Source organism: Chimaeribacter coloradensis, from assembly GCF_002858715.1.
In the GTDB taxonomy this organism is placed as follows: Bacteria; Pseudomonadota; Gammaproteobacteria; order Enterobacterales; family Enterobacteriaceae; genus Chimaeribacter; species Chimaeribacter coloradensis.
Map to the genome: position 1 here is coordinate 20,636 of NZ_PJZH01000006.1, position 23,759 is coordinate 44,394.

Genomic DNA, 23,759 nt, shown 5'->3' on the forward strand with positions numbered 1-23,759 from the left:
TTTTCTGTTTATAAGGAGCGTAAATGCCAGATTCCAAGTACATCCGTATTGAGATCTACGCCGCCGATGAGAATGCGGGCAAGACCTATAAGATCTTTACGTCACCTTCTGATGAAAAAGGTGAAAAGCGCCTCGAGGGCCAGTGCGCCTGGCAAAATACCCTGCCGAAAAACTACAGCGATGAAGAGGTGCTTCAGGAAGCGATCCAGCACCTGCGCTCCGAAGGGTACAACAAAGAGGATATCCAGGACGTCACCTACCACTGAGTGGCCGTTATTGCCCGGTCGCCCCTTCCCGGCGGCCGGTCCGGGCCACGCCCCCGCCTGTGCTGCGCCGTGACGGCGTCACCTCACTTCCTGCCCCATAGTCTATGATTATCCTGCGTGTAGGCGCTGGGCCGGAACCTGCGGCACCGTTCCACCCCTTACTCCGGCACGTTCCCGGCGATCTGTTATGGCATCCGGAACACGCACCGCGCGATGCCGTCCTTTATTTTCTGGGTAAATGAGGCAATTGAATGGAGTCCAAGTCATTTCTTAAAAGTTGGGGGGCCGAGTATGTGGCCGCCGACACAGTTCGTTTCCGTCTCTGGGCCGCCGGTCAGGAAAATGTGACGATCAGGCTTGCCGGTGAAGACGCAGAGATGATTCCGGCCGGTGACGGCTGGTTTGAACATCAGGCAGCCGGGGTAGCCCCCGGCGCAGAGTACCAGTTTGTCCTGGCTGACGGCACCACCGTGCCGGACCCGGCCTCCCGCGCCCAGAAGGCAGATGTCAACGGCCCGTCGCTGGTGATCGACCCGGCCCGCTACCGCTGGCAGCACCCCGGGTGGCCGGGCCGCGCCTGGGAAGAGAGCGTGGTCTATGAGATGCACATCGGCACCTTTACGCCGGAAGGCACCTTCCGCGCCGCGATAGAGAAGCTGCCCCGGCTGGCGGCGCTCGGCATCACCATGCTGGAGGTGCTGCCGGTGTCACAGTTCGGCGGCAACCGCGGCTGGGGGTATGACGGCGTGCTGCTCTATGCGCCCCATTCTGCCTACGGCACGCCGGACGACTTCAAAGCCTTTGTGGATGCCGCGCACGGCCTCGGCCTCTCGGTGGTGCTGGACATCGTGCTCAACCATTTCGGCCCGGAGGGCAACTACCTGCCGCTGCTCTCGCCGGACTTCTTCGACAAAGATCGCATGACCCCGTGGGGGGCCGGCATCGCCTACAGTAACGACGCGGCCCGCCGCTATATTGTGGAAGCGCCGCTCTACTGGCTGCAGGAGTACAACCTCGACGGCCTGCGTTTCGACGCCATCGACCAGATCAAAGACAGCGCGGACAAGCATGTGCTGATTGAGATCGCCGAGCGCATCCGGGCGGAGATCACCGGCCGCCCTATTCACCTCACCACCGAAGACAGCCGCAACGTGATCTTCCTGCACCCGCGTAACGAAGACGGCAGCGTGCCGCTGTTCACCGGCGAATGGAACGATGATTTCCACAACGCCGTGCACGTCTTCGCCACCGGCGAGACCCACGCCTACTACCAGGATTTTGCTGAAAAACCGGAAGCCTTTGTGGGCCGGACGCTGGCGGAAGGGTTTGCCTACCAGGGCGAAACCACGCCCCGCTCAGGCGAGGCACGCGGCGTGAAGAGCACCGGCCAGCCGCCGGTGGCGTTTGTGGACTTCATCCAGAACCACGATCAGGTGGGGAACCGCGCCCAGGGTGACCGGCTGATCAGCCTGGCCGGGGCGGATCGCACCAAAGTGCTGCTGGCGACGCTGCTCTGCTCGCCGCATATCCCGCTGCTGTTTATGGGCGAAGAGTATGGCGAGACCCACCCTTTCCTGTTCTTTACCGATTTCCACGGCGACCTGGCGAAAGCGGTGCGGGAAGGCCGCGCCAGAGAGTTTGAAGGCCACGCCGGGCATGAGGGCGAAGATGTGCCCGATCCGAACGCCAGAGAGACGTTTGAGAAATCAAAACTGGACTGGGCGAAACCAGAGAGTGAAGAGGGCAAAGCCTGGCTGGCGCTGACCGGCGAACTGCTGGCGCTTCGCCGGAAATATATCGTACCGCTGCTGGCCACGGCCGGCGGTGAGAGCGGCAAAGTGGTGAAAAGCGCCGAAGGCTTCGTCGCGGTGAGCTGGGCGTTCCCGAAAGGCACGCTCTCGCTGGCGCTGAACATCGGTGAGACGCCCCAGCCACTGCCTGCGCTGCCCGGCGAGACGATCTTCGCCTGGCCACACGCAGCCGACGTGCTGCCGCAACATTCTATTATTGTCCGCCTTGCCCAGGGAGAGACCAAGTCATGATACCCACCGCAACCTACCGGATTCAGTTCCGCAACGGCATGACGTTCGACCGCGTCGCAAGCCTGGTGCCCTACCTGAAACGGCTCGGCATCAGCCACCTCTACGCCTCGCCGATCTTTACCGCCACCTCCGACTCCACCCACGGTTACGACGTCACCGATGCCAATGAGATCGAGCCGTCAATCGGCGGCCGGGAAGGCTTTGACCGCATGGTCGCTGCGCTGAAAGCCGCCGGGCTGGGGCTGATCCTCGACATCGTGCCGAACCATATGGCCGCCTCGCTGGAGAATGCCTGGTGGCGCGACGTGATTGAGAACGGTGAACAGAGCCGCTACGCCCGGCATTTTGACATCGACTGGTCACGCCCGCTGACGCTGCCGTTTTTAGGCGACACCTTCGAGGCGGTGCTGGAGAACGGCGAGATCGCCGTCAAACCTGACCCCCAGAGCGGCAAACCGGCGTTCGCTTACTATGAGAGCTTCTACCCGCTCTGCCCGGCGAGCTGGGAAGGCCGCGAGCAGGAGGTGCTGGCCCTGACCGACAACACGCAGATCGCCGAGCTGCACGCGCGCCAGCCCTGGCGGCTGATGTCCTGGCGCGATGCGCCGCGTGATCTCTCCTACCGCCGCTTCTTTGAGATCACCGGTCTGGTGGGGGTGCGGGTCGAGGAGGATGCGGTCTTCGACGATACCCACCGGCTGATCCTGGCGCTGGTGCACTCAGGGGCGGTGGACGGGTTGCGGGTTGACCACGTGGACGGCCTGGCTGACCCGAAAGCCTATCTGGAGCGGCTGCGCCGCGAGGTGGGGCCGGCGTGCTACCTCACCGTTGAGAAGATCCTCGGCGAAGGCGAGCAGATCCCGGCAGACTGGCCGATCTCCGGCACCACCGGCTATGAATTTATGGCGTCGCTCTCCGATGCGCTGGTGGACGGCAGCAAGCTCACCGCCCTGCGCCACGCCTACGACGATGTGGTCGGCAAGCCGGTGGATATGCGCGCCGAGCTGCGGTCGGCCAAACTGCTGATGGTCAACCGCAACTTTGAAGGGGAATTTACCACCCTGCTGCGGATCGCCATGGGCATCGCCGCCACGACGCACGAGACGCTGGAGGAGCAGACCGTGCGCGTGGCCCTGCGCGAGCTGCTGATCGCCTTCCCGGTCTACCGCACCTACGGCACCGCCGACGGGCTGCCGCCGGAGGGCGTCGCCCTGCTGCACACACTGGCGGGTAAAGTCGAGGCCACGCCGCACGCGCCCGACCCGGCGGCGCTCGACTTTATTATCCGCCTGCTGACGGGTGAGATCTCTGGGGACGTCCTGGAACAGGCGATCACCTTCCGCACCCGCTTCCAGCAGCTCACCGGCCCGCTGATGGCGAAATCGGTCGAGGATACGCTGTTCTTCCGCCAGAACATGGAGCTGGCGCTGAACGAAGTGGGCGCAGAGCCGATCCCCGGTGACTTCTCGCTCCGGCGTTTCCACGCCGACATGAAAACGCGGCGCGAACAGCAGCCCGATGCGCTCTCCGGCACCTCCACCCATGACACCAAACGCGGCGAGGATGCCCGCGCCCGGCTCTACACGCTTACCGAAGCGCCGGATCGCTGGGCAGCGCACGTTGCCCGCTGGCGTGAGATGAACATCGGCCATGTCAAAGAGCTGGATGACGGCCCGGCACCTAAAGCGGCCGGCGCGTGGATGCTCTACCAGGCGCTGGCCGGGGTCTGGCCGGTGCGGCTGACCCCGGGGGACACGGCGGGCCTGCAGGCGCTGGAGACGCGCTTCCTGGCCTTTGTGGAGAAAGCGCTGCGTGAGGCGAAGCTGCGCACCGACTGGGCGGACAGTAACGACGCCTACGAAGAGGCGATGCTCGGCTACGCCAGCCAGCTGCTTTCGCCGGAGAACCCGGCCTTCCTGCGGGATTTCGTCAGCACGCTGCAACCCTTTATCCGCGCCGGGCTGGTCAACAGCCTGACCCAGACGGTGGTGAAGCTGACGGCACCGGGCGTGCCGGACATTTACCAGGGCAGTGAGGCGCTGAACTTCAGCCTGGTTGACCCGGACAACCGGCGTGAGCCGGATTTCGCCGCGCTGGAGAAGATGCTGGAGGGGTATGACAACCCGGCACCGGCCGCGGAAGCGGACTGGCTGAGCGGCCGGGTGAACCAGCACGCCATCGCCAAAACCCTGCGTTTGCGTCAGGAAAAGCCGGTGCTGTTCCGCAAGGGGGACTACCTGCCGCTCAATGCCACCGGCACCTGGGCGCGGAACGTCATCGCCTATGCGCGCACCGAAGGCGACGACGCGCTGATCGTGCTGACCCCGCGCCTGATGCTCAACGCGCTGCAAAACCAGCCGCTGCCGCCGGCGCAACGCTTTGAAGAGACGGAAATCTTCCTGCCCGCCCGGCTCGCCAACCGCCGCTACCGCGACATCCTCAGCGGCGAGGAGATCGCCCTCACCGACCGCATCCCGCTGGGCGCGCTGGATTGCTGCTCCGCCGCGATCCTGATCGGGCTGTAAAAAGTATCAGGGCTGAATGCGTGACGGCATTCAGCCCGTTTTATGGTAAGCCGGGATCCTTTTAATAACGCTTATTTAGGCTCAAAGTCCAAAAATACATTTTTCAATGTCTGCCACACCGCCGTGGAAGGAGGCGCAGGAATCTCCGCCTGTTGGACGGCCAGCAATGCAGCCTTACAGAGTTCAGCATCATTTTGCTCTGCATGGGCGTTTTCTACATAGGCGTTTGTTACTTTTCCTTCCGGGGAGAGATTGATCCTGACGGTACAACGTTGGCCTTTATATTTTTTGGGGGAATAAAATTTATAGGCAACCGCTTTATAAATCTCCGCACCATAACGCTCAATTTCCGGTGGTACCGCGGTCCGGTGTTCAACAGGGGTAGTTAACTGCTTTTGTGCAGATCGCGGGGGCGAACCTTGCAGGTTGCAGCCGGATAAGATCGTACAAGCCAGTACTGATAAGATGATAATTCTCATGTAAAACTCCTTTTTCACCATCATGGTATTATCCATGAAAACAAGATGAAATGAGCACCAGAACCGTTTTATTTCTGATTTCTTATCTCTGATTTTTTTACCTTTCTTATTCTCACCCGAGCGGGCATTCTCTAAGCTGGGCTGACGACTTCACAAAAGGGCACGCGCGATGAAAGAGAAAAAGATGATTTCGATCGATCAGTTTACGGCTGATGAGCGGCTGGCGGTGGAGGAGAGGGTGAAAGAGCTGACGCAAAAGCATCTGCTGCGTACCGGGCACGCCCCGGACAGCAAGAAAGAGAAAGGGCTTATCGCCGAGGCGCGGGAAACGGTCATGGCCGAGAAGCAGGCGAAAGAGAAAGCCAACGCGGCGAAAAAGCCGGTACGCAAGAAAAAACCTTCGGCACTGACGGCCAGCGAAGTCGGTGATTTTAACTGGTCAGCGTCGGTGGTGCGCGGCAGGCGTTAAGAAAAACACCAGCAAGCCCGGCGAACCGGGCTTACCGGGAAGACTCAGGCTTTGCCGCCGGCCAGCGGTGACAGCACCATGACCTCGGAGCTGGTCAGGTGTTGCGGCAGTGCCTCAAACAGTGCCGTGATGTGCGGCGCTTCCAGGTGTTTTTGCAGCAGCTCGCGGCTGGCCCACTCTTCTGTCCAGACAAAGCGGCGCGGGTTTTCGGTGTCGCGGTTCAGCTGATAAGTGATGCACCCCTCTTCAGCCAGCGTGGTTTCAATCACGCTGCGGAACAGCGCCTCGACTGTCTCTTCTGCGCCAACGTTGACTTCAAAAATGGCAACAACCGGTACTGTCATGGGATTCTCCTCTGGTTAACAAATCGTCCAAAATCAATAACAACACCCCTACAGTAAAGCAGCATCTTGCCGTTGCTGCTTATCTTATTGAGCTTGCAGGCGTGACGGCGTCACGCATCGGGCTGCGCAAAGCCGATCAGCTGTTTTTCCACCACCGCGCCGGGCATCATCTGCTGCAGCCCGGTGACAAGCATCCCGCCCGCCGCCTGCAACGCCTCCAGCGGCATCTCCGGCAGGCTCTCCAGGATAAACCACATCCGGGTGGCCTCTGCACCCAGCCGGGTGCGCACGCCCTGCCGCCAGTTCCAGCGGCGGCAGGTGACGCCGGTGTCATCCCGCCAGATCACCTCGCCCGGTTCCGGGGATTCATGGGCAGGCGAGCCCTCTTTTATAGTGTCAAAAAGCTCGGTGCCGTCGGCCACCGTCAGGCGCGGTGCGCCGTGGTAGGCCGCGATGTTCTCCCCGCCCACCGGGATCGCATAACGGATGCTCACGGCGTTGTAGAGATCGACCACCGGGTCGATGCCCGGCAGCGTGCCGTCACGCTGTACGCGTTTGCGCAGCGCCTCTGCGGAACAGGGGGTGCGTTTCGGCTTTGCGCCAAAACGCGTGAAGACGACCGCCCAGGCAGCGAGATGCGCGTCAGCCCAGGGCGCGTCCCCGGCGGCGACCGACACGCAAGCTTCCGCCAGCGCAGCCTCCGCGATATGCGGGTGCAGCAGGGGCGCGGCCTCAACGGTGATGCTCAGGGCGCGGAAACCGGGCGCGATACCGGCCAGGACGGGATCGATTGACGGTTGGACAGTAAACATCGGATAATCCTGTAGTGACTAATTTATTATATGATAATGACCGATGACCGAAAAAGTCAATAAAACGACCGGGCCGGGTGCCGACGTGCAGCAGGTCAGTGAGGCGGTATCGCGCCGCTTAAAAACCCACCGGAAAAGCCGCAAACTCTCGCTGGATGAGCTGTCACGCCGGGCCGGGGTCAGTAAAGGGATGCTGGTGGAGATCGAAAAAGGCAGCGCCAACCCCAGCATCGCCATCTTGTGCAAACTGGCGGCGGCCCTTGGCCTGTCGGTGGCGGAGATTGTGGACGTCGCAGATACCCCGGCAGCGCACCTGATCACACCGGAGGAGATGCCGGTACTGTGGCACGGCGAGGCCGGGGGCAGCGCGCGCCTGCTGGCGGGTACCCAGGGGCCGGACATGATCGAGCTATGGCGCTGGGAGATGTTCCCCGGCGAGCGCTTTGCCTCCCCCGGCCACCCGGCCGGGACGGTGGAGCTGTTCCACGTGGAACAGGGCACGCTGGCGCTGCAGGTGGGCGAGAGCCGGCTCCTGATCACCGCCGGGTGCGCCGCGGTGGCGAAAACCGACTGCCCCCATCAGTACGCCAGCCACGGCGACCAGCCGCTGCGGTTTACCATGAGCGTGACCGAACGGCACACGTGACGGGGGAAAGGGTCAGATAAGGGCGGGAAGCGCCTGACGCACCGGCCGGTGCGTCAGGGAAAAGTCACAGGAAGTGGATATGCTTTTTCCCGTGATAGGGAGAGGTCTCGATCCGCGTCTCTACCTTAAACACATCCGCCAGCAGCGTTTCGGTCAGCACCGCCTCAGGCGTGCCCCGCGCCACGATGCGGCCGTGCTGCATCACCACCAGGGTGTCACAGAACATCGCCGCATGGTTCAGGTCGTGGATGGCCACGATGCTGGTCACCGGCAGGGTGCTGATCAGGCGCATCAGCTGGATTTGGTGGTGGATATCCAGGTGGTTGGTCGGCTCATCAAGCAAAATCTCCTGCGGTGACTGTGCCAGCGCCCGGGCGATGTGCACCCGCTGGCGCTCCCCGCCGGAGAGGCTTTGCCAGCCCTGCCCGCGCCGGTCAGCCATCTCCACCCGCGCCAGCGCCTCACTGACAATGCGGTCATCCGCCGTGGTCCAGGAGGAAAACGGTGAATGGTGCGGCGTCCGGCCCAGTTTCACCACATCCTCCACCCGGATGTTGGCGTCCGTGGCACCGTGTTGCTCAACAAACGCCACGCGCCGGGCAACCCGTTTCTTGCCCATCGCGGCGATCTCTGCGCCGTCCAGCAGCACCTGGCCATGATCCGGGCGGCGCAGGCCCGCCAGAATACGCAGCAGGGAGGATTTCCCCGATCCATTCGGCCCAAGCAGGCCAAGGGTTTCGCCCTGGGCCACCTCGAGCGACACATCGTCAACAATCACTTTTTTGCCGATCCGCCAGGTGATGTTTTTGGCACTGAGGGTCATGCGCTTCTCCTGGCACGGTAGAGGATTACGGCGAAAAACGGCACGCCCACCAGGGAGGTGACCACGCCGACCGGCAGGGTCTGCGGGGCGATCGCCGTGCGGGAGACGATGTCAGCCAGCATCATAAACAGCGCGCCCGCCACCGCACTCGCCAGCAGCAACGGGCGGTGCAGCGGGCCGAAAAAGTAGCGCATCACGTGCGGCACCACCAGCCCGACAAAGCCGATAGAGCCGGCCATGCTGACGATGGTCGCCGCCATCAGGGCGGTGATGGAAAAGAGGATCAGGCGGATCGGCCCCACCGGGATCCCCAGCGAGGCGGCGGCGTCCTCACCAAAGGTGAAGGCATCCAGCGCTTTGGCATACCAGAGGCAGACCGCCAGCCCCAGCAACACCACCGTCAGCACCAGGCTGAATTCCGGCCAGCGCACGCCGCTGAAACTGCCCAGCAGCCAGAACATCACGTCCCTGGCCTGCTGCGCATTGGCCGAGGTGCTGATGATATAGGCGGTGACGGCGTTAAACAGCTGGGACGCGGCCACACCGGCCAGAATGGTGCGCTCACTGCCGCCCCGTGCGCCGTTGGTCAGCAGTGCCACAAACACAAAGGCCGCAAAGGCCCCGGTAAAAGCCCCGGCAGAGAGCGACACCGCCCCGGTGCCCAGCCCCAGCACCACCACGGAGACGGCCCCGGCCGACGCGCCCGCCGACACCCCAAGCACATAAGGCTCGGCGAGGGCGTTTTTCAGCAGGCATTGCAGCACCACGCCACAGAGGGCCAGCCCGGCCCCGCTGCAGGCGGCCACCAGGGCGCGGCTCAGGCGGAAGTCCCAGATCACCGTTTCATGGATGCGGTTAACCGGCACGGCGCTCAGCCCCAGCTTGTTGCTGATGGAATCGAACGTGGTCTGTAGCGGGATCGGCAATTCGCCGACCCCCACCGCCACACCGACCATCAGCACCAGCAGCGCCAGGGCCGCCAGTGACAGCGTTGCCCGTTTAAACAGGCGGGGGGGTAAATACACTGTCGACATCAGTTAAGCCCTGACTTTTCCAGCTGCGCGGCCACCTGCTCTGCACCGCGAAGGGTGCGGATCGTGGGGTTCATCGCCTGCCCGTCCATGACAAAAATGTGCCCTTTTTTCACCGCCTCAAGCTGGCTGACCGCAGGGTCGCTTTTCAGGAATTTTACTTTCTCGTCGGCCTTGTCCAGCGCCCAGCGGTTGCGATCGAGGCTGGCGACCACAATCACATCCGGGTTGGCGGCGATAATGCTCTCCCAGCTTACGGTCGGCCACTCGGTGGCGGAGGTGATGGCGTTATGCCCGCCAAGCACATTGGCGATAAACCCGGAGGCGCTGTTTTTCCCGCCGACATAGGCGTCAGACGAGGGCGACGCGCTGGAGAACCAGAACAAAAACGACGGGTTTCCCTGCGCACCGGCGAATTTTTTCCTCAGGGCCGCCTCACGCTGTCTGAAGTTTTCAATCAGCGCCTCACCGCGCGCCTGCACATCGAAGATCGCCGCCATGTCCGCGATCTCTTCATACAGCAGTGACATGTCCCAGAGCTGGCCGCGGCTGCCATAGATGTCGCCGGTATCTTTTTTCGTGGCGCACATGCCGGGCGAGAGGTAGCTGTTCACCCCCAGCGAGGTGAAATCCTCCCGTTTTGCCACTTTGCTGTCCGGCCCCAGCAGCAACGGGAGCTGGGCCGCCACGAAATCGGGGTTGGTCGCCAGGATCGACTCCAGCGTCGGGATCTCCACCGTCAGCAGTTTGACCCGGGCGTTCTGGCCGGCCAGTTCCGGCAGCACGTGGGTTGGCCAGAAGGCGGTGGCGGCCAGCTTATCCTCCAGGCCCAGCAGCAGCATGATTTCCGCGGTGTTCTGCCCCAATGCCACGGCACGCTGGGGCGGCTGGGTAAAGGTCATGGTGTAGCCGCAGTTTTTCAGCGTCAGCGGATAGGTGGTGGCGGAAACGGGGTTGGCAAAACACAGCGCGACACAACACAGGGTAAAAAGGGTTTTCAGCGTTTTCATCGATACGGTCTGTTTGCAGCCTCAGAGGGGCAGATGGCGGGAAGGGAATTTTCATCGCGCCCCCTCTCCTGCCTCCTGCCCGGGCAAAGGCTGACGAGCGCAAAGAAACAGAATCCGAGAGGATGTAAATGAAAATCATTATTATCGCTCAGTTTTATACGTTTCTGTTACAGGCTTGTCAATCAGCGTGATAGTTTACTGCCGGTCACCTTTTTACCGCCGGGTGGGCGTGTGCAGACGGGTGATGTCACGCCGGGGCGGCGCACCGAACAGGCGGGCATATTCGCGGCTGAACTGCGATGCGCTGGCATAACCCACGGCAAACGCCGCGGACTCCGCGGAGAGCGGCCCGGCCAGCATCAGCCGCCGCGCCTCCATCAGGCGAAGCTGTTTCTGGAAGTTGAGCGGCGTCATGCCGGTCAGCGCCTTAAAATGGCGGTGAAACGCCGAGGCGCTGAGACCGGCGATGGCCGCCAGATCGCTGACGCGCAGCGGCCCGGCAAACTGCGTCCGCAGGGCATGGAGCGCCCCGGCCATCCGGCGCTGCGGCACCGTCCCGGCGATCTGCTGCGCCAGCGCACTGCCCTCTGGCCCGCTCAGCAACCAGTAGCCGATCTCCCTCATAATGCCCGGATAGAGCAGCGGGATTGCGCCGGGCGTGTCCAGCAGGCTCAGGGCGCGGGCCGCGCACGCCAGCAGCGGTGCATCAAGATCGACCACAACGGCACCCCTGTCTTGCGGTGGCGGGGGCAGCGGCGCAGGAAGCGTTTCAGCGACCTCGCGCATAATGGCCTGGTCCAGCGCCAGCACCATGCTTAAATAGGGCGAGGCGTCATCCCCTTCCACCACCTGGCTGGTGCCCGGCATCTCCAGGCCCACCACCATCGCCTGACCGGCGCGGTAGGTCAGCTTCCGCTCACCAAACGCCGTCCACTTCTCCCCCTGCACCACGATACAGAGCGCAGGTTTGTGGAGCAGGTGCGTGGGGTGCCGCTCGGTTTTTGCCTGCAGCAATATCATGCCTTCAATGGCGGTATAGAACGGGCTGTGGCCGCCCATCCGGGCGATCTGTGTGCAAAGCGTTGCCCGTAAGTTATCCAGTGCCTGCATCTTTACTCCTGTTGCGGTGCCGTACAGAGGAAGTACCACGCCGGGCAGGATCAGGCAAGAACCAGGCAGGTTCAGGTATTACGCCGCCCGGCAGGCGGGCATAGAGTAAGCCTTCCCCTGATTCGGAGAACAGCCATGCTTAATACACCCCCTATTGCACTGGTCACCGGCGGCAGCCGGGGCCTGGGCCGCAGCACCGTCCTGGCGCTGGCCGCCCGCGGTATACCGAGCCTTTTTACTTACCACACCCGGCATGACGAGGCGTTAAACGTCACAGATGCCGCCCGGCAGGCCGGTGCCCGCGCCGTCGCCCTGCCCCTGGATACGGGAGCCTGCGACACCTTCGGCGCATTTGCGGTGTCGGTGCAGCAGGCGCTCGCGGAGTGGGGCGCAGACCGCATCGATTATCTGGTGAACAATGCCGGCATCGCGCACCACAATACGCTGGCGCAGACCACGGAGCAGGAGCTTGACCGGCTGTTTGCGGTGAATTTCAAAGGGGTGTTTTTCCTGACGCAAACGCTGTTGCCGCTGATCAATGACGGCGGGAGGATAGTGAACATCTCCAGCGGCCTGACCCGTTTCTGTGTGCCGCAGAGCGGCCCCTATGCGGCCCTGAAAGGCGCACTGGAGGTGCTGACGCGCTATCAGGCGCAAGAGCTGGGGCCGAGGCAGATCGCCGTGAACACCGTGGCGCCGGGTGCCATCCAGACCGATTTCAGCGGCGGCAGGGTGCGCGACAACCCGGAGGTTAACGCCTTTGTCGCGGGTGCAACGGCACTCGGCCGGGCGGGCGTACCGGAGGACATCGGGCCGCTGATCGCCGCCCTGCTCTCTGACGCGGGCCGCTGGGTCAATGCCCAGCGCATCGAGGCATCAGGCGGTATGTTTTTATAACGCAGGCAAAAACGGCACGGCCAGGATGCCATTCCGGCCGTGCCTGGATTGATGCTCACAGGCGGCACAATGGTTAAGTGAAATAATTAGCGAATAAAGTATGTTGTAATTAATGATAGGAGATATGAATAATTAGCCTTCGCTTTTTTCCCTGACCGGGGGAAACCACAGGGCGGCGTGACAACGTCACCCTGTTTTTCCTTCATTCAGTAAGGTAAACACCGGGTCACCCATAATATGCCCCGTGCAGCCTGCATGCCCGGATACCGGCATTTTCCTCCAGGCACAGGGCGATGTCCTCCTCAAAACCGCGCTCCCGGAGCTCAACAGCGGAGGCGCATTCGCGCAACTGCCGCAGCGCCTGTTGCCGGTGGGCGTGGTAGGCCGCTGCGGCGGCCTGCGCCTCCGGGGAGGAATGTTCACGCCCCAGCGCCGCGATGATACCGCCCGCGGCGACATAATCTTCGACGGCGGGGCGCAGGATGCCGTCCGGCCATCGCTCCCCGCATGGGATAAGCAGGATGCGTTTATACGCCCGGCACGCCTCGGCCGTCGCAGCAAGGTTCCGGAAACAGCCGCTGAACACGGCAGGCACTTTTTCCCGCGCCCTGAATGACACCGCAGAACCATTGGGCGAAGGGAGCACCAGTCGATCCCCTGCGCTTAACCGCCGGATGGAGGCCGGTGACAGGCTATACCCTTCGCCCGTAAAGCGCCGCTCTGCGCTGGCGGTGAAGGCTCCCATCTGCCGGCCATACGCCTGCGCTGAGGCCTCTTTCCACGGATAGGGATAGATCCGCGCGCCGTTATCAACGGCCAGGCTGACGCAGGTGGAAAATGACATCACGTCCACAATCACAGCGCAATCCGCCTCACCGGCAAGGTACTCCACCGCAGGCAGCCCCCATTCAAGACGAACGTCAAATCGGTTTTGGCTGAACCATGTCATTACGTTTCCCCCGCTTCAGGTTGTATGCGCTATCTCTAATACGCTTTCATTCTGTCATAACCCGCAGGCTTTTCCCCGTCCGGTGCGTTGACAACCTCTCCCAAGCCTTTGATATTACCCCTTTACCCTAAAAAGGAGGTATGCACCATGGAACTGACCGTCGCCCCTGACGTCACCGACGCTGACCGGGAAGCGCTTTTTACCGGATTACGCGGGTACAACCATCAGTTCATCGACACCGGCCACTGGGGGCAGTTTGGCGTCTATGCCCGCGATGCCGCAGGCACGATGACCGGCGGGCTGATTGCGTCACGCAAAGGGTTATGGCTCTGCATCGACTACTTATGGGTGAGTGAAGCGGCCAGGGGCACCGGGCTGGGCAGCCAACTGGTCGCGATGGCGGAACAGGAAGCGGTGCAAAGAGGCTGCCGCCATGCGCTGGTGGACACCCTCAGTTTTCAGGCGCGGCCTTTTTATGAAAAGCAGGGCTATGTGCTTCAGATGTCCCTGCCCGATTTCCCGGAGCGGGGAATGCAGCGGCACTATCTGACCAAGTCTGAGCTTATCTGAGGGTGTTCAGGTAAAGGCAGGATGAAAGCGGCGTGTGAAGGAATCAGAAGGAAAACAGCGGCAGCCTGCGCCGCCGCTGTAGCATTAACACCTTACACCCGGAAGGTCTCGACCATGCCGCGCAAGGCGTGAACCTGCTCCGCCAGGGACTGGGAGGCGGTCGTCGACTCCTCCACCAGCGTGGCGTTGCTCTGCGTGACGCCGTCCATCTGGCTGACCGCCACATTAACCTGCGAGATCCCCTGCATCTGTTCGTTGGAGGCCAGCGCGATCTCATCCATCGCGTCCGCCAGCTCATTCACCCGGCTCACCACGCCCATAATGCTGGCGGCGGTGCCGTCTGCCACGGTGACGCCCTCCTGCACCAGTGTCGCCGCGGCTTCGATCAGGCCTTTGATGTCGCGGGCGGCAGTGGCGCTGCGTTGTGCCAGCGTGCGCACCTCGCCTGCCACCACGGCGAAGCCGCGGCCCTGCTCACCGGCGCGGGCCGCTTCCACCGCAGCATTCAGCGCCAGGATGTTGGTCTGGAAAGCGATGCCCTCAATGGTGCTGGTGATCTCCTGCACTTTGGCGGCGCTCAGGGAGATGTCCGCCATGGTTTTGGTCATCCTGCGCACGCTCTCCTCACCGTTGCGGGCGAGGGTCGCGGTCTCGCGCGCGGCACCGGCGGTGTGGGTGGCCCCGGCGGTATTGCTTTTCACCGTGGCGGTGAGCTGCTCCATGCTGGCGGCCGTCTCCTGCAGCGCGGCCGCCTGCTGCTCAGTACGCGCGGACAGCTCGGTGTTGCCGCGGGCGATCTCATCCGACGCCAGCGCCACCGAGGCGGAGGTCTCTTTGATCTGCGAGACGATCTCCCCCAGCCGGGTCTGCATCAGCGCCAGCGACGCCAGCATACTGCTGCTGTCACCGTCACGCAGGGAGACGGCAGAGGTCAGATCGCCGTCGGCGATGGCAGCCGCCAGTGTCTGCGCCTGCGACGGCTCGCCGCCGAGCTGGCGCGTCAGCACCCGCACCGTCATATAACCGACGCCCGTTGCCAGCAGCAATGAGACAGCGGCCATAATGCCGAGGAACAGGCTGGCACGGCGGCTCTCTTCGCTGCTCTCCGCCACTGCGCCCCGGGCGTTCTGCAACTGCACCTCCGTCATGGCGTTCAGGGCGTTTTGCAACGTCCGCTGCGCCGGGCGTGAGACGTTCATCAGGTAGGTGGTGGTCTCCTGCTGGAGGTTTTGCAGCCCGAGCTGCCCCGCTTTCTCAAAGCCGGTCATGGCCGGCCCCTCAGCCTCCACAATCTTGCGGAACGCTTCCTGGCCTGCGGGCACGGAGTCGATGGCCATCATCCGCGCCATCTCTTCCCGGTTCGCAATAAACAGGCGTTTCTGGGTCTGCACCCGCTCCCATTCAGGCGCCATCTCTTTTGGGTCGGTCAGCAGCGCCAGGTTGCGCACCGCAATAGAGATGTCCCGCACGCTGTCCCGCATATCCAGCGCCAGTTTGTACTTTTTCATTTTGACGTTGACCACGTCGCTCATGCCGTCCTGGGCGTGGTTCAGGGCAGTGACGGCCACGCCGGCGCAAAGCACCAGCAGCAGGGTCAACAGGCCATAGCCCGCCGCAAGGCGTGTTGAAATTTTCATGGAGATTTACCCGAGTGATTAATTAGCCCTGTTACTATCGGCCTGCGGAAAAAAAGCTACAGGCGATTTTGCAGCCATCATTGGATAAAAACGGGGGCGGGGGCAGGCATAAAAAAAGCGCGCAGGGTGCGCGCTCCGGGCATCCCCGGCGGGTGCCGGGGACAGGGGGATCAGAAGTCGTAACGCAGGCGCACGAGGTTCATGTCGCCGAGGTTGTCGGTGCTGGAGGTGAAGACGTGCTCGTAATCCACACGGAAACCGTAGTCGAGCTGGAAGGTGATGCCGACGCCGTTGTCGATGCGCTGGTAATCACGGTCGTTCACGTACTCCAGACGGTCACCCATCACGTACGGCATCACGGTCTTCAGGCCGTACTGCGCCACCGGGATGGTGTAGCCCGCCAGGTATTCGATGCCCCAGGCATCACCGGCGAAGTAGTTGTTCACGTCCACTTTCTTGGTGGTCAGGAAGTTCTGGTAGTAGCCGCCGCCAAAGACGAAGGTCCAGTTGTCCGGCTTCCAGCTCAGGGAGGTGCCGTAGATGTTCTGGTCGTAGTCTTTCGACTCGTCGTTGCCGTGGTCACGCATCTCGGCACGGGTGTAGTTCCACGCCGCACCCCAGGTCAGGTCTTTGGTCAGGTGGTAATCCACGCCCAGTGAACCGCCGCCCTTGCGCTTGTAGCGCAGGCCGTTGCCCGGCAGATATTCGTCATCCGCGAACAGGTAGGAGGCGTAAACATCCGCGTCGCCGAAGGTGTTTTTGTACTTCAGCATCTGGCGGGAACGGTAGGAGCCGTCGTAGTCACCGTTGATGCCGTTGCCCGGTGCCTGGGCCAGCATGTCGTAATCCCAGATGTCGGTCTTGGAGCCGACAACATCGTAGTAAACGCTGTTTTGCTGGCCAAAGGTGAGTTTACCCCAGGTTTTGCTCTGGAAACCGGTGTAAAGCATACGGCGGCTGGTGTCGTGCGCGTTGTCGGCGTAGTGGTTGTCCCAGTTGAACAGCGCCGGGATGTTCACGCCCAGCTCGTAGTAACCCACCCAGCTGACGTCGTCAAACAGGTAGTAATCTGCCAGGAAGCGGAAACGGGTGCCGCCGTCGAAGCCGTTACGCTTATAGGAGCCGTTGTCACCGCCGCCGGTCATGTTGTTGAACTGCGGGCGGATACTGCCGCCAACGGTGAAGTTCAGGCGGCTTAACGGGTTACCCGCCTGCGGGTCTTGTTTAATCAAGGTGACTTCAGCGTGCGTCACAAAAGAAGTGGTGCCCATTAACAGACCCAGGCCAACGGCCAGGGAGAGTTTGCGCTTAGTTGTTAACATTATGATGTAGCCCTGTTTAAAATTGCTATGTATTTGGCGGGCAGATAATAACGTGAGAATTGTGACAGTAAATCGATCTTATGGGGTGAAGTTCCCTGTTTTTGCCATATAAAAGTTAACTAAATATGTATTCAGAATTACTTTCACATAAAGATGGTTATTTTGTGACATATTTAGCTTAAGTTATGCGCCCGCCGTGACTATTTTTTCCTTAATGCAAATTTTTTACTGTGTAACAGAAAGGTAAAAAAAAGCGCCTGTCAGCACAGAAAATAAGCAACGACGGGGCGGCAGAAACGTTACGCGGGTGGGGCGCACGCTGCCCGGTAAACAGCCGGTGGGTATACCGCCGGCCATACTGGGCATGGCGCAAAAACAGGGTTACGGCCTGATCCAGGCAGCGATGCACTCTTTCATCACCCGCAGCCGCTCATCCAGTGCGGCTTGCTCACCCAGATCTTTTTGATAGAGGATTGACAGCGTGGACTGGTTAATCAGGTAGAAAAAGCCAAGGGCGGAGATATTGATGTTCAGTTGCATGACGTCAATGCCGTCCCGCACTGTGCCTTCCGCCCGGCCACGCGCCAGCAGGTGCTCGGTGATGCTGATCCAGCTCCGGTTAATCTCCACCGTTGAGCCGGAGGTTTTAAGGTGGCGCGCTTTCAGCTGGTTCTCACTGTTGAGCAGGCGGATAAACTCCGGGTTTTTTAAATAGTAGTGCCAGGTGAACTCGACCAGTTTCAGGATCGCCTCGTTGGCGGGAAATGCCGCCAGATCAAGCGCCGCCTCCTGCTCACGGATGTCACGGTAGGCCGCTTCCAGCACCTGGGTAAACAGCACATCTTTGTTAGTGAAATAGTAATAAATCAGCTGCTTATTGGCGCGGGCGCGGGCAGCGATGCTGTCTACCCGCGCGCCGTCAAACCCCTTTTCAGCAAACTCTGCGTGGGCCGCCTGCAAAATGCGCTGCTGCTTGTCGGCTGCATCATAGTTATCCCTGATACTCCTGATGACCACTCGGGTTCCCTCACTGTTTTTTGCGCGTGTCAGCATTATAGTGCCCTATTTTCCGGGGTAAACAAGCCGGCAATCATTTTCAACCAACTAGTTGGTTATGTGAAACCGATCAATATCAGAACAGGATTCAGCTTCTATAGTGATGCCATCAACCGGTTGGTTGAATGAGTATGGCGCATTTACCGCGCCGGTGATCCTGAGTGACCAGGGCGTTATGACGCCCGCATCACATCCCTGACAATCTCTACCCTGAGGCGAATGAATGGCGCAGATTCCCGTTGGCATCATCATGCATGGCGTGACCGGACGGATGGGTAAAAACCAGCATCTGATCCGGTCAATTGTGCAAATCCGTGAACAGGGCGGCGTGTTGCTGGCAAATGGCGATCGCCTGATGCCCGACCCGATCCTGATTGGCCGCAACGAAGAGAAAATTGCCGCGCTGGCGCAGGCCCACGGCATTACCCGCTGGGGCACCAATGTGGATGAGGCGCTGGCCAACCCCCATGACATCATCTTCTTTGATGCCGCCACCACGCAGGCGCGCCCTGCCCTGCTGAAAAAAGCGATCGCCCACGGCAAACATGTCTACAGCGAAAAACCGGTCGCCCTGGGGCTGGAGGAGGCGCTCGATCTCTACCGCACCGCCCGCGAGAAAGGGGTATGCCACGGCGTGGTGCAGGACAAACTCTGGCTGCCCGGCCTGCAAAAGCTGCGCCTGCTGAACGAGGCGGGGTTCTTCGGCAAGGTGCTGTCAGTACGCGGCGAATTCGGCTACTGGGTGTTTGAGGGCAACCTGCAGCCCACCCAGCGCCCCTCCTGGAACTACCGCAGTGATGAGGGCGGCGGCATCATTCTGGATATGATCTGCCACTGGCGCTATGTGATCGACAACCTGTTTGGCGAGATAAAAAGCCTGAGCTGCATCGGTGCCACACACATCCCTGAGCGGTGGGATGAACAGCAGCGCCCCTACCGGGCCACGGCTGACGATGCGGTGTATGCCACCTTTGAACTGCACAACGGCGCAATTGTGCAGATTAACAGCTCATGGTGCGTGCGCGTGCGGCGTGACGATCTGGTGACCTTCCAGGTGGATGGCGTCAACGGGTCGGCCGTGGCGGGGCTGACGGACTGCTACACCCAGGCCGCCGTCAACACCCCGAAACCGGTCTGGAACCCGGACGTACGCCAGACCCACAACTTTTTCAACGACTGGGCCACCGTGCCTGACACCCAGGTCTATGACAACGCCTTCAAGGTGCAGTGGGAACTTTTTTTGCGCCATGTCTGGGGCGAAGGCGACTACCGCTGGGGCTTGCTTGAAGGGGCGAAAGGGCTGCAACTGGTCGATCTGGCGCTGAAAAGCTGGCGAGAGCGCCGCTGGGTCGATGTGCCCGCGCTGGAGGGCTGAGAAGATGATACATACCCCTGACCCGGACAAACTCTCCCTGAATACCGCCACGGTGCGCCGCCAGTGGGATCTCCGCCAGATCATTGAAGGCTGCGCGCGCCATGAGATCCGCGGCATCTCCCCCTGGCGGGATCAGGTCGCCGCACTGGGCCTGGAGGAAGCCGCCCGGCTCTGCCGCCTGCACAATCTGGCAGTGACCGGCTATTGCCGGGGCGGCATGTTCCCGGCCGCCACCCCGGCGGGGCGGCAAAAGGCGCTGGAGGACAATTTCCGCGCCGTGGAGGAGGCATTGACGCTCGGTGCCGCCTGCCTGGTGCTGGTGGTGGGCGGCCTGCCCGACGGCTCGAAAGATTTGGCGGGGGCAAGGCAGCAGGTGCGTGACGGGCTGGCCGCGCTGCTGGACTACGCCCGGCCGCGCGGCATGCCGCTGGCGATTGAGCCGCTCCACCCGATGTATGCCGCCGACCGCGCCTGCGTCAACAGCCTGACACAGGCCAACGACCTCTGTGACGAACTGGGCGACCACGGGCTGGGCATCGCGGTCGATCTCTACCACACCTGGTGGGACCCCGCTTTCCACCACGAAATTGCCCGCGCGGGGCGTCAGCGGCTGCTGGCGTTCCACATCTGTGACTGGCTCACCCCCACGCGGGACATGCTGGAAGATCGCGGCATGATGGGGGACGGGGTGATCGACATCCGCGGTTTCCGGCAGGCGGTGGAGGCGCAGGGCTACAGCGGCTATCACGAAGTGGAAATCTTCTCCCGCCTCACCTGGTGGGAGAGAGATCCCGATGAGGTCTTACGCACCTGCAAAGCGCGTCATTTACAGCACGGTTAACGTCCCTATTCATCTCTGACAGCGCTGAGAAGCGGTTTTCGTCGGTCAACAGGCATGGCGAGGAAAATATGAATACCGATACCCGGAAAATGGTTCTGGTTACTGTCCTGTGCGGGCTGGGCTACATGATGTATTCGGTTGATCGCATGACGGTATCGTCCGCGATTGGGCTGATTGCCGCGGAGTTCGGCCTCGGCAAAGGTGAAAGCGGCATCCTGCTCTCCTCCTTCTTTTTTGGCTTTATCCTTTTCCTGTTTGTTGCCGGCATCATCGCCGACAAACTCAGCGGCAAACCGGTGCTGATCCTTGGGTTGATGATGTTTTCGCTGGCGACGCTGTTCACCGGGGTCGCGGGCAGCCTGACCAGCCTGATCTTCTACCGGGTGATGACCGGCATCGGCGAGGGGATTTTCTGGCCGGCCGCCTCGCTGGAGGTGGCGAACGTCACCAGCGAGAAACAGCGCACCACGGTGATGTCCCTCTATTGGATGGGTTACCCGATCGGCGGCTTCCTCGGCACCTGGATGGGCGCGGTGCTCGGCCCGGTGTTTGGCTGGCGCGTGGTGTTTTACGTCGCCGGGGCGCTGGGGATTGTGGTGGCACTGCTGTATGCGGTGCTGGTGAAAAATGACCGCAAACCGGCTGACCTTATCGCCCGGCAGGCGGCGGAGCGCGTGCCGCTGCGCACCCTGTTCCGCCATGCGCCGGTAATGATGATGGCGCTCTATTACTTTGTGCTGCTGGCGGGCTGGTGGATTGTGCTGTTGTGGGCGCCCAGCTACCTGATGCAAGTGAAAAACCTGACCATCAGCAGCGCCGGGACGATAGCCAGCCTGCTGGGGCTGACCGGCGCATTGGGCGGTTTCCTGCTCGGCCGCTACTGCGACAAAGGCGACTTTCTGCGACGCCGCCGCATCCTGATGGCCATTACCGTGGCCAGCGCGCTGTTAATGGCGGCCATGACCCTGACCCCGTCGGTGCCGCTGGTGGTTCTGCTGGTGATGCTGCTGGGCTTTCTCGGCTACCCCATCACGCCGATTGTGCTGTCGGTGACGGCGGAACTGGTGCCGCCCTCCCTGCGCGGCTCAGCCATCGGTTTTGTGATGAATATGGGCATGGCCGCGGGCGGCATTTCGCCGATTGTTGCCGGTTATTACGCCCAGCATTACACCCTGCAACCGGTCTGGCTGGCGGCGGCGGTGGTTATCCTGTGCAGCAGCCTGGTGCTGTTGGGGGTGCGCAAGTTACCCGTTACGGCCGCACACCCCGCCGGGGAACCGGGGCCGCGTGCGCATCTGGCAAAGCATTAACCCTGAACTTTCCAAGGAGACTGTGATGACCCTCAGCAATAGCGTGCGTTTACTGGACCGCCACGGCCGGCCATACGGTTATGACGTCAAAGGCGGGCCGCGCTGGCAGCTGCCGCACACGCCACACTTCAGCCGGGATGCGTTTGCCGCCGCCCATGTGGTCGCCGATGCCGCGCGGATGCAGCACCCCACGCGCGATATGGCCATCGACTGGGACGCCACGCTGGCCTACCGCCGCCACCTGATGTCGCTGGGTTTCGGCGTGGCGGAAGCGATGGACACCGCCCAGCGCGGCATGGGGCTGGACTGGCCCACCAGCCTGATGCTGATCCAGCGCAGCGTGGCACAGGCGAAAGATTTTCCGGGTGCCGCCATCGCCTGCGGCGCAGGCACCGATCACCTGACCAGTTTCAGCGGGCTTACCCTGACGGATGTGATTAACGCCTATGAGCAGCAGATAGAGGCGATTGAGGCCTGCGGCGGGCGCATTATCCTGATGGCCAGCCGGGCGCTGGCGGCGATCGCCAGGGGGCCGGAAGATTATCTCCGGGTCTACGACAGGGTGCTGCAGCAGGTGCGGGAGCCGGTGATTCTGCACTGGCTCGGTGAGATGTTCGACCCGGCCCTGCGCGGCTACTGGGGCGCGGCACCACTTAACGACGCGATGGAGATTTGCCTGGCGGTAATTGAACGTAATGAAGCCCATGTTGACGGCATCAAGATTTCACTGCTGGATAAAGATCGTGAAATCGCGATGCGCCGCCGCCTGCCCGGCCGGGTAAAAATGTATACCGGTGACGATTTTAACTACCCGGAACTGATCGCCGGGGACAGCCAGGGTTACTCCCACGCGCTGCTGGGCATCCTGGACGCGATAGCCCCGGCAGCGTCGGCGGCGTTGCACGCCCTGGCGCAGGGCGACCGGGAGACGTACCAGCAGATCCTCGCGCCGACGCTGCCGCTGGCGCGCCATATTTTCGCGGCTCCCACGCATTATTACAAAGCCGGCATCGTCTTCCTCGCCTGGCTGAACGGGCACCAGAACCACTTCACGATGCTGGGCGGTATGCAGAGCGCGCGCAGCCTGGGGCACTACAGCGAACTGTTCCGCCTGGCCGACGAAGCGGGGTTGCTGGTGAACCCTGAACTGGCCTCAGAGAGAATGGGGGTGCTGGGCAGGCTGCACGGTATTTAGCCGATGAGAACCGGGCATACTATGCCACTGATCTATCAGCATAAGCGCGCTTTTCTTGCCGGAAAATGGCGGACAACGCTCTGAATCGGCGCGTCGCTGGCTTCACCGCGCTGAAAAAAGCGGGAAAAACGCCGCCCGGTAACCGGGCGGCGTTTGAGATAGCGCAAAACGGACTAACGGGTTAACGCAGGCCGCCGGAGGCGACCAGCCGTTCGCCGGTCAGCCAGCGGGCATCATCCGAGGCGAGGAAAACGGCAATGTCGGCGATGTCCCCCGGCTCCCCGGCGCGGCCCAGCGGCGTCAGGGTGACCAGGCTTTTTTCCATGTCCGAACCGGTGATCCCGGCATTGTGGGTGCCCTCCGTCTCCGTATAGCCGGGGTTAATGGCATTCACCCGGATGCCGCGCGGCCCCAGCTCGCGGGCCAGCACGCCGGTGATGGCGTCCACCGCGCCCTTGGTGCCGCTGTAGACCGCGGTCATCGGCGGCGTCAGCGCGGTGGTGCTGGAGCCGATATTAATGATGCTGGCCCCTTTGCCAAGGTGCGGCACCGCCGCCTGGGTCACCAGCAGCACGCCCAGCACGTTGATGTTGAACTGGTGGTGGAAATCCTCTTCGGTAATCTCCTCGATGGGCGCGAAGGCGTAAACCCCCGAGTTATTGACCAGAATATCGAGCTGCCCGAACTCCTTAATGGCAGTCCCGACCAGCTCCACCGCCTCTGCCGCCTGGGTGACATCGCCCGCGGCGGCCACTGCCTTACCGTTCGCGGTACGGATCGACGACACCACCGCCTCCGCGGCCTCCTGACTGCTGGCATAGGCCACCACCACCGCGGCCCCCTGCGCCGCCAATGCTTTCGCGATGGCGGCCCCAATGCCTTTTGATGCGCCGGTCACCAGCGCCACTTTTCCATCCAGCTTAGCCATAACTACCTCGTCTGTGGGCGTTAATGTGCTTACGGTGGCGTCTGCGGTGAACTGCAAACGCCCTCACCTGCTCTTTTAGGTTAACGCATCCGTAATAATCTGCCGGGCGGCACAGGGGAAAC

General features: G+C 61.9%; 23 protein-coding genes. 11 read left to right on the forward strand and 12 right to left on the reverse strand.

All coding sequences use genetic code 11. The annotated features are described in order from the left end of the window. The first annotated feature begins 23 nt into the window (after positions 1-23). The 3 genes from CYR32_RS08565 (at position 24) to treY (ending at position 4,833) form a co-directional block, all read left to right on the forward strand. Positions 24-266, forward strand: a complete 243-nt coding sequence (locus CYR32_RS08565) for a hypothetical protein (protein ID WP_101823978.1) — start codon at positions 24-26, stop codon at positions 264-266. Between the two features lie 251 nt (positions 267-517). Further along, positions 518-2,308: a malto-oligosyltrehalose trehalohydrolase gene (gene treZ, locus CYR32_RS08570; protein ID WP_101823979.1), complete on the forward strand. Its 1,791-nt coding sequence runs from the start codon at positions 518-520 to the stop codon at positions 2,306-2,308. Beyond that, positions 2,305-4,833 (forward strand): malto-oligosyltrehalose synthase, encoded by a 2,529-nt coding sequence (gene treY / locus CYR32_RS08575; protein ID WP_101823980.1) that lies wholly within the window; start codon positions 2,305-2,307, stop codon positions 4,831-4,833. The genes treZ and treY overlap by 4 nt, the downstream gene beginning before the upstream one ends. A 71-nt stretch (positions 4,834-4,904) precedes the next feature. On the opposite strand, the gene tolA is transcribed toward treY, so the two are convergent. After that, entirely contained in the window at positions 4,905-5,312 is a 408-nt protein-coding gene (gene tolA / locus CYR32_RS08580) for a cell envelope integrity protein TolA (RefSeq protein ID WP_165698206.1), read from the reverse strand. Between the two features lie 169 nt (positions 5,313-5,481). Here tolA and CYR32_RS08585 point away from each other — a divergent pair, with 169 nt between their 5' ends. Continuing rightward, positions 5,482-5,781: a hypothetical protein gene (locus CYR32_RS08585; protein ID WP_101823982.1), complete on the forward strand. Its 300-nt coding sequence runs from the start codon at positions 5,482-5,484 to the stop codon at positions 5,779-5,781. A gap of 44 nt (positions 5,782-5,825) precedes the next feature. Here CYR32_RS08585 and CYR32_RS08590 read toward each other — a convergent pair whose 3' ends face one another. Further along, positions 5,826-6,125, reverse strand: coding sequence for a putative quinol monooxygenase (locus CYR32_RS08590; RefSeq protein WP_101823983.1), 300 nt, complete (start codon positions 6,123-6,125; stop codon positions 5,826-5,828). Positions 6,126-6,235: 110 nt separating this feature from the next. Then, positions 6,236-6,937, reverse strand: a complete 702-nt coding sequence (locus CYR32_RS08595; RefSeq protein WP_101823984.1) for a B3/B4 domain-containing protein — start codon at positions 6,935-6,937, stop codon at positions 6,236-6,238. Between the two features lie 43 nt (positions 6,938-6,980). Here CYR32_RS08595 and CYR32_RS08600 point away from each other — a divergent pair, with 43 nt between their 5' ends. Further along, the gene (locus tag CYR32_RS08600; protein WP_101823985.1) at positions 6,981-7,583 is read left to right on the forward strand and encodes a helix-turn-helix domain-containing protein; all 603 of its coding nucleotides are present in this window, start codon (positions 6,981-6,983) and stop codon (positions 7,581-7,583) included. Between the two features lie 64 nt (positions 7,584-7,647). Here the strand turns inward: CYR32_RS08600 and CYR32_RS08605 are convergent, their stop codons facing one another. From CYR32_RS08605 to CYR32_RS08620, 4 genes are all read right to left on the reverse strand, one after another. Continuing rightward, a complete protein-coding gene (locus CYR32_RS08605) occupies positions 7,648-8,406 on the reverse strand; it encodes an ABC transporter ATP-binding protein (protein ID WP_101823986.1) in 759 nt (252 codons plus the stop codon). Then, positions 8,403-9,440 carry a FecCD family ABC transporter permease gene (locus CYR32_RS08610; RefSeq protein WP_101823987.1) on the reverse strand — a complete coding sequence of 346 codons (1,038 nt, stop codon included), beginning with the start codon at positions 9,438-9,440 and terminating at the stop codon, positions 8,403-8,405. The genes CYR32_RS08605 and CYR32_RS08610 overlap by 4 nt, the downstream gene beginning before the upstream one ends. Next, on the reverse strand, positions 9,440-10,447 hold the full coding sequence (locus CYR32_RS08615) for an ABC transporter substrate-binding protein (protein ID WP_165698207.1): 1,008 nt from the start codon (positions 10,445-10,447) through the stop codon (positions 9,440-9,442). Before CYR32_RS08615 ends, CYR32_RS08610 begins: the two co-directional genes overlap by 1 nt. A 213-nt stretch (positions 10,448-10,660) precedes the next feature. Further along, positions 10,661-11,557 (reverse strand): AraC family transcriptional regulator, encoded by an 897-nt coding sequence (locus tag CYR32_RS08620; RefSeq protein WP_101823988.1) that lies wholly within the window; start codon positions 11,555-11,557, stop codon positions 10,661-10,663. Between the two features lie 135 nt (positions 11,558-11,692). Between CYR32_RS08620 and CYR32_RS08625 the strand changes: the two genes are divergently transcribed. Next, positions 11,693-12,454, forward strand: a complete 762-nt coding sequence (locus tag CYR32_RS08625) for an SDR family NAD(P)-dependent oxidoreductase (protein ID WP_101823989.1) — start codon at positions 11,693-11,695, stop codon at positions 12,452-12,454. A 226-nt stretch (positions 12,455-12,680) separates the two neighbouring features. Here the strand turns inward: CYR32_RS08625 and CYR32_RS08630 are convergent, their stop codons facing one another. After that, a complete protein-coding gene (locus CYR32_RS08630) occupies positions 12,681-13,403 on the reverse strand; it encodes a 2-phosphosulfolactate phosphatase (RefSeq protein WP_101823990.1) in 723 nt (240 codons plus the stop codon). Between the two features lie 147 nt (positions 13,404-13,550). On the opposite strand from CYR32_RS08630, the gene CYR32_RS08635 reads away from it, so the two are divergent. Next, positions 13,551-13,973: a GNAT family N-acetyltransferase gene (locus CYR32_RS08635; protein WP_101823991.1), complete on the forward strand. Its 423-nt coding sequence runs from the start codon at positions 13,551-13,553 to the stop codon at positions 13,971-13,973. A 92-nt stretch (positions 13,974-14,065) separates the two neighbouring features. Here CYR32_RS08635 and CYR32_RS08640 read toward each other — a convergent pair whose 3' ends face one another. The 3 genes from CYR32_RS08640 to CYR32_RS08650 all read right to left on the reverse strand — a co-directional run bounded on the left by CYR32_RS08640 (position 14,066) and on the right by CYR32_RS08650 (position 17,949). Then, the gene (locus tag CYR32_RS08640; protein ID WP_101823992.1) at positions 14,066-15,610 is read right to left on the reverse strand and encodes a methyl-accepting chemotaxis protein; all 1,545 of its coding nucleotides are present in this window, start codon (positions 15,608-15,610) and stop codon (positions 14,066-14,068) included. A 170-nt stretch (positions 15,611-15,780) separates the two neighbouring features. Continuing rightward, positions 15,781-16,932, reverse strand: coding sequence for a porin (locus tag CYR32_RS08645; RefSeq protein ID WP_101823993.1), 1,152 nt, complete (start codon positions 16,930-16,932; stop codon positions 15,781-15,783). Between the two features lie 381 nt (positions 16,933-17,313). Next, positions 17,314-17,949, reverse strand: a complete 636-nt coding sequence (locus CYR32_RS08650; protein ID WP_101823994.1) for a TetR/AcrR family transcriptional regulator — start codon at positions 17,947-17,949, stop codon at positions 17,314-17,316. A gap of 262 nt (positions 17,950-18,211) precedes the next feature. Here CYR32_RS08650 and CYR32_RS08655 point away from each other — a divergent pair, with 262 nt between their 5' ends. From CYR32_RS08655 to CYR32_RS08670, 4 genes are all read left to right on the forward strand, one after another. After that, positions 18,212-19,363: a Gfo/Idh/MocA family protein gene (locus CYR32_RS08655; RefSeq protein WP_101823995.1), complete on the forward strand. Its 1,152-nt coding sequence runs from the start codon at positions 18,212-18,214 to the stop codon at positions 19,361-19,363. A 4-nt stretch (positions 19,364-19,367) separates the two neighbouring features. Continuing rightward, positions 19,368-20,204 (forward strand): sugar phosphate isomerase/epimerase family protein, encoded by an 837-nt coding sequence (locus CYR32_RS08660; RefSeq protein WP_101823996.1) that lies wholly within the window; start codon positions 19,368-19,370, stop codon positions 20,202-20,204. A 68-nt stretch (positions 20,205-20,272) separates the two neighbouring features. Then, positions 20,273-21,514 carry an MFS transporter gene (locus CYR32_RS08665; protein ID WP_101823997.1) on the forward strand — a complete coding sequence of 414 codons (1,242 nt, stop codon included), beginning with the start codon at positions 20,273-20,275 and terminating at the stop codon, positions 21,512-21,514. A 25-nt stretch (positions 21,515-21,539) separates the two neighbouring features. After that, entirely contained in the window at positions 21,540-22,709 is a 1,170-nt protein-coding gene (locus tag CYR32_RS08670; protein WP_101823998.1) for a dihydrodipicolinate synthase family protein, read from the forward strand. 181 nt (positions 22,710-22,890) lie between these two features. Here the strand turns inward: CYR32_RS08670 and CYR32_RS08675 are convergent, their stop codons facing one another. Next, positions 22,891-23,637: a glucose 1-dehydrogenase gene (locus tag CYR32_RS08675; RefSeq protein WP_101823999.1), complete on the reverse strand. Its 747-nt coding sequence runs from the start codon at positions 23,635-23,637 to the stop codon at positions 22,891-22,893. Positions 23,638-23,759: the final 122 nt, after the last annotated feature.

Coding starts and splice junctions, on each gene's coding strand:
- CYR32_RS08590 (WP_101823983.1), bottom strand. CDS start 6,125: ATGACAGTACCGGTTGTTGCCATTTTTGAAGTCAACGTTGGCGCAGAA.
- CYR32_RS08585 (WP_101823982.1), top strand. CDS start 5,482: ATGAAAGAGAAAAAGATGATTTCGATCGATCAGTTTACGGCTGATGAG.
- CYR32_RS08675 (WP_101823999.1), bottom strand. CDS start 23,637: ATGGCTAAGCTGGATGGAAAAGTGGCGCTGGTGACCGGCGCATCAAAA.
- CYR32_RS08620 (WP_101823988.1), bottom strand. CDS start 11,557: ATGCAGGCACTGGATAACTTACGGGCAACGCTTTGCACACAGATCGCC.
- CYR32_RS08670 (WP_101823998.1), top strand. CDS start 21,540: ATGACCCTCAGCAATAGCGTGCGTTTACTGGACCGCCACGGCCGGCCA.
- CYR32_RS08600 (WP_101823985.1), top strand. CDS start 6,981: ATGACCGAAAAAGTCAATAAAACGACCGGGCCGGGTGCCGACGTGCAG.
- CYR32_RS08645 (WP_101823993.1), bottom strand. CDS start 16,932: ATGTTAACAACTAAGCGCAAACTCTCCCTGGCCGTTGGCCTGGGTCTG.
- CYR32_RS08610 (WP_101823987.1), bottom strand. CDS start 9,440: ATGTCGACAGTGTATTTACCCCCCCGCCTGTTTAAACGGGCAACGCTG.
- CYR32_RS08630 (WP_101823990.1), bottom strand. CDS start 13,403: ATGACATGGTTCAGCCAAAACCGATTTGACGTTCGTCTTGAATGGGGG.
- CYR32_RS08615 (WP_165698207.1), bottom strand. CDS start 10,447: ATGAAAACGCTGAAAACCCTTTTTACCCTGTGTTGTGTCGCGCTGTGT.
- treY (WP_101823980.1), top strand. CDS start 2,305: ATGATACCCACCGCAACCTACCGGATTCAGTTCCGCAACGGCATGACG.
- treZ (WP_101823979.1), top strand. CDS start 518: ATGGAGTCCAAGTCATTTCTTAAAAGTTGGGGGGCCGAGTATGTGGCC.
- CYR32_RS08665 (WP_101823997.1), top strand. CDS start 20,273: ATGAATACCGATACCCGGAAAATGGTTCTGGTTACTGTCCTGTGCGGG.
- CYR32_RS08640 (WP_101823992.1), bottom strand. CDS start 15,610: ATGAAAATTTCAACACGCCTTGCGGCGGGCTATGGCCTGTTGACCCTG.
- CYR32_RS08595 (WP_101823984.1), bottom strand. CDS start 6,937: ATGTTTACTGTCCAACCGTCAATCGATCCCGTCCTGGCCGGTATCGCG.
- CYR32_RS08655 (WP_101823995.1), top strand. CDS start 18,212: ATGGCGCAGATTCCCGTTGGCATCATCATGCATGGCGTGACCGGACGG.
- CYR32_RS08605 (WP_101823986.1), bottom strand. CDS start 8,406: ATGACCCTCAGTGCCAAAAACATCACCTGGCGGATCGGCAAAAAAGTG.
- CYR32_RS08625 (WP_101823989.1), top strand. CDS start 11,693: ATGCTTAATACACCCCCTATTGCACTGGTCACCGGCGGCAGCCGGGGC.
- tolA (WP_165698206.1), bottom strand. CDS start 5,312: ATGAGAATTATCATCTTATCAGTACTGGCTTGTACGATCTTATCCGGC.
- CYR32_RS08660 (WP_101823996.1), top strand. CDS start 19,368: ATGATACATACCCCTGACCCGGACAAACTCTCCCTGAATACCGCCACG.
- CYR32_RS08565 (WP_101823978.1), top strand. CDS start 24: ATGCCAGATTCCAAGTACATCCGTATTGAGATCTACGCCGCCGATGAG.
- CYR32_RS08635 (WP_101823991.1), top strand. CDS start 13,551: ATGGAACTGACCGTCGCCCCTGACGTCACCGACGCTGACCGGGAAGCG.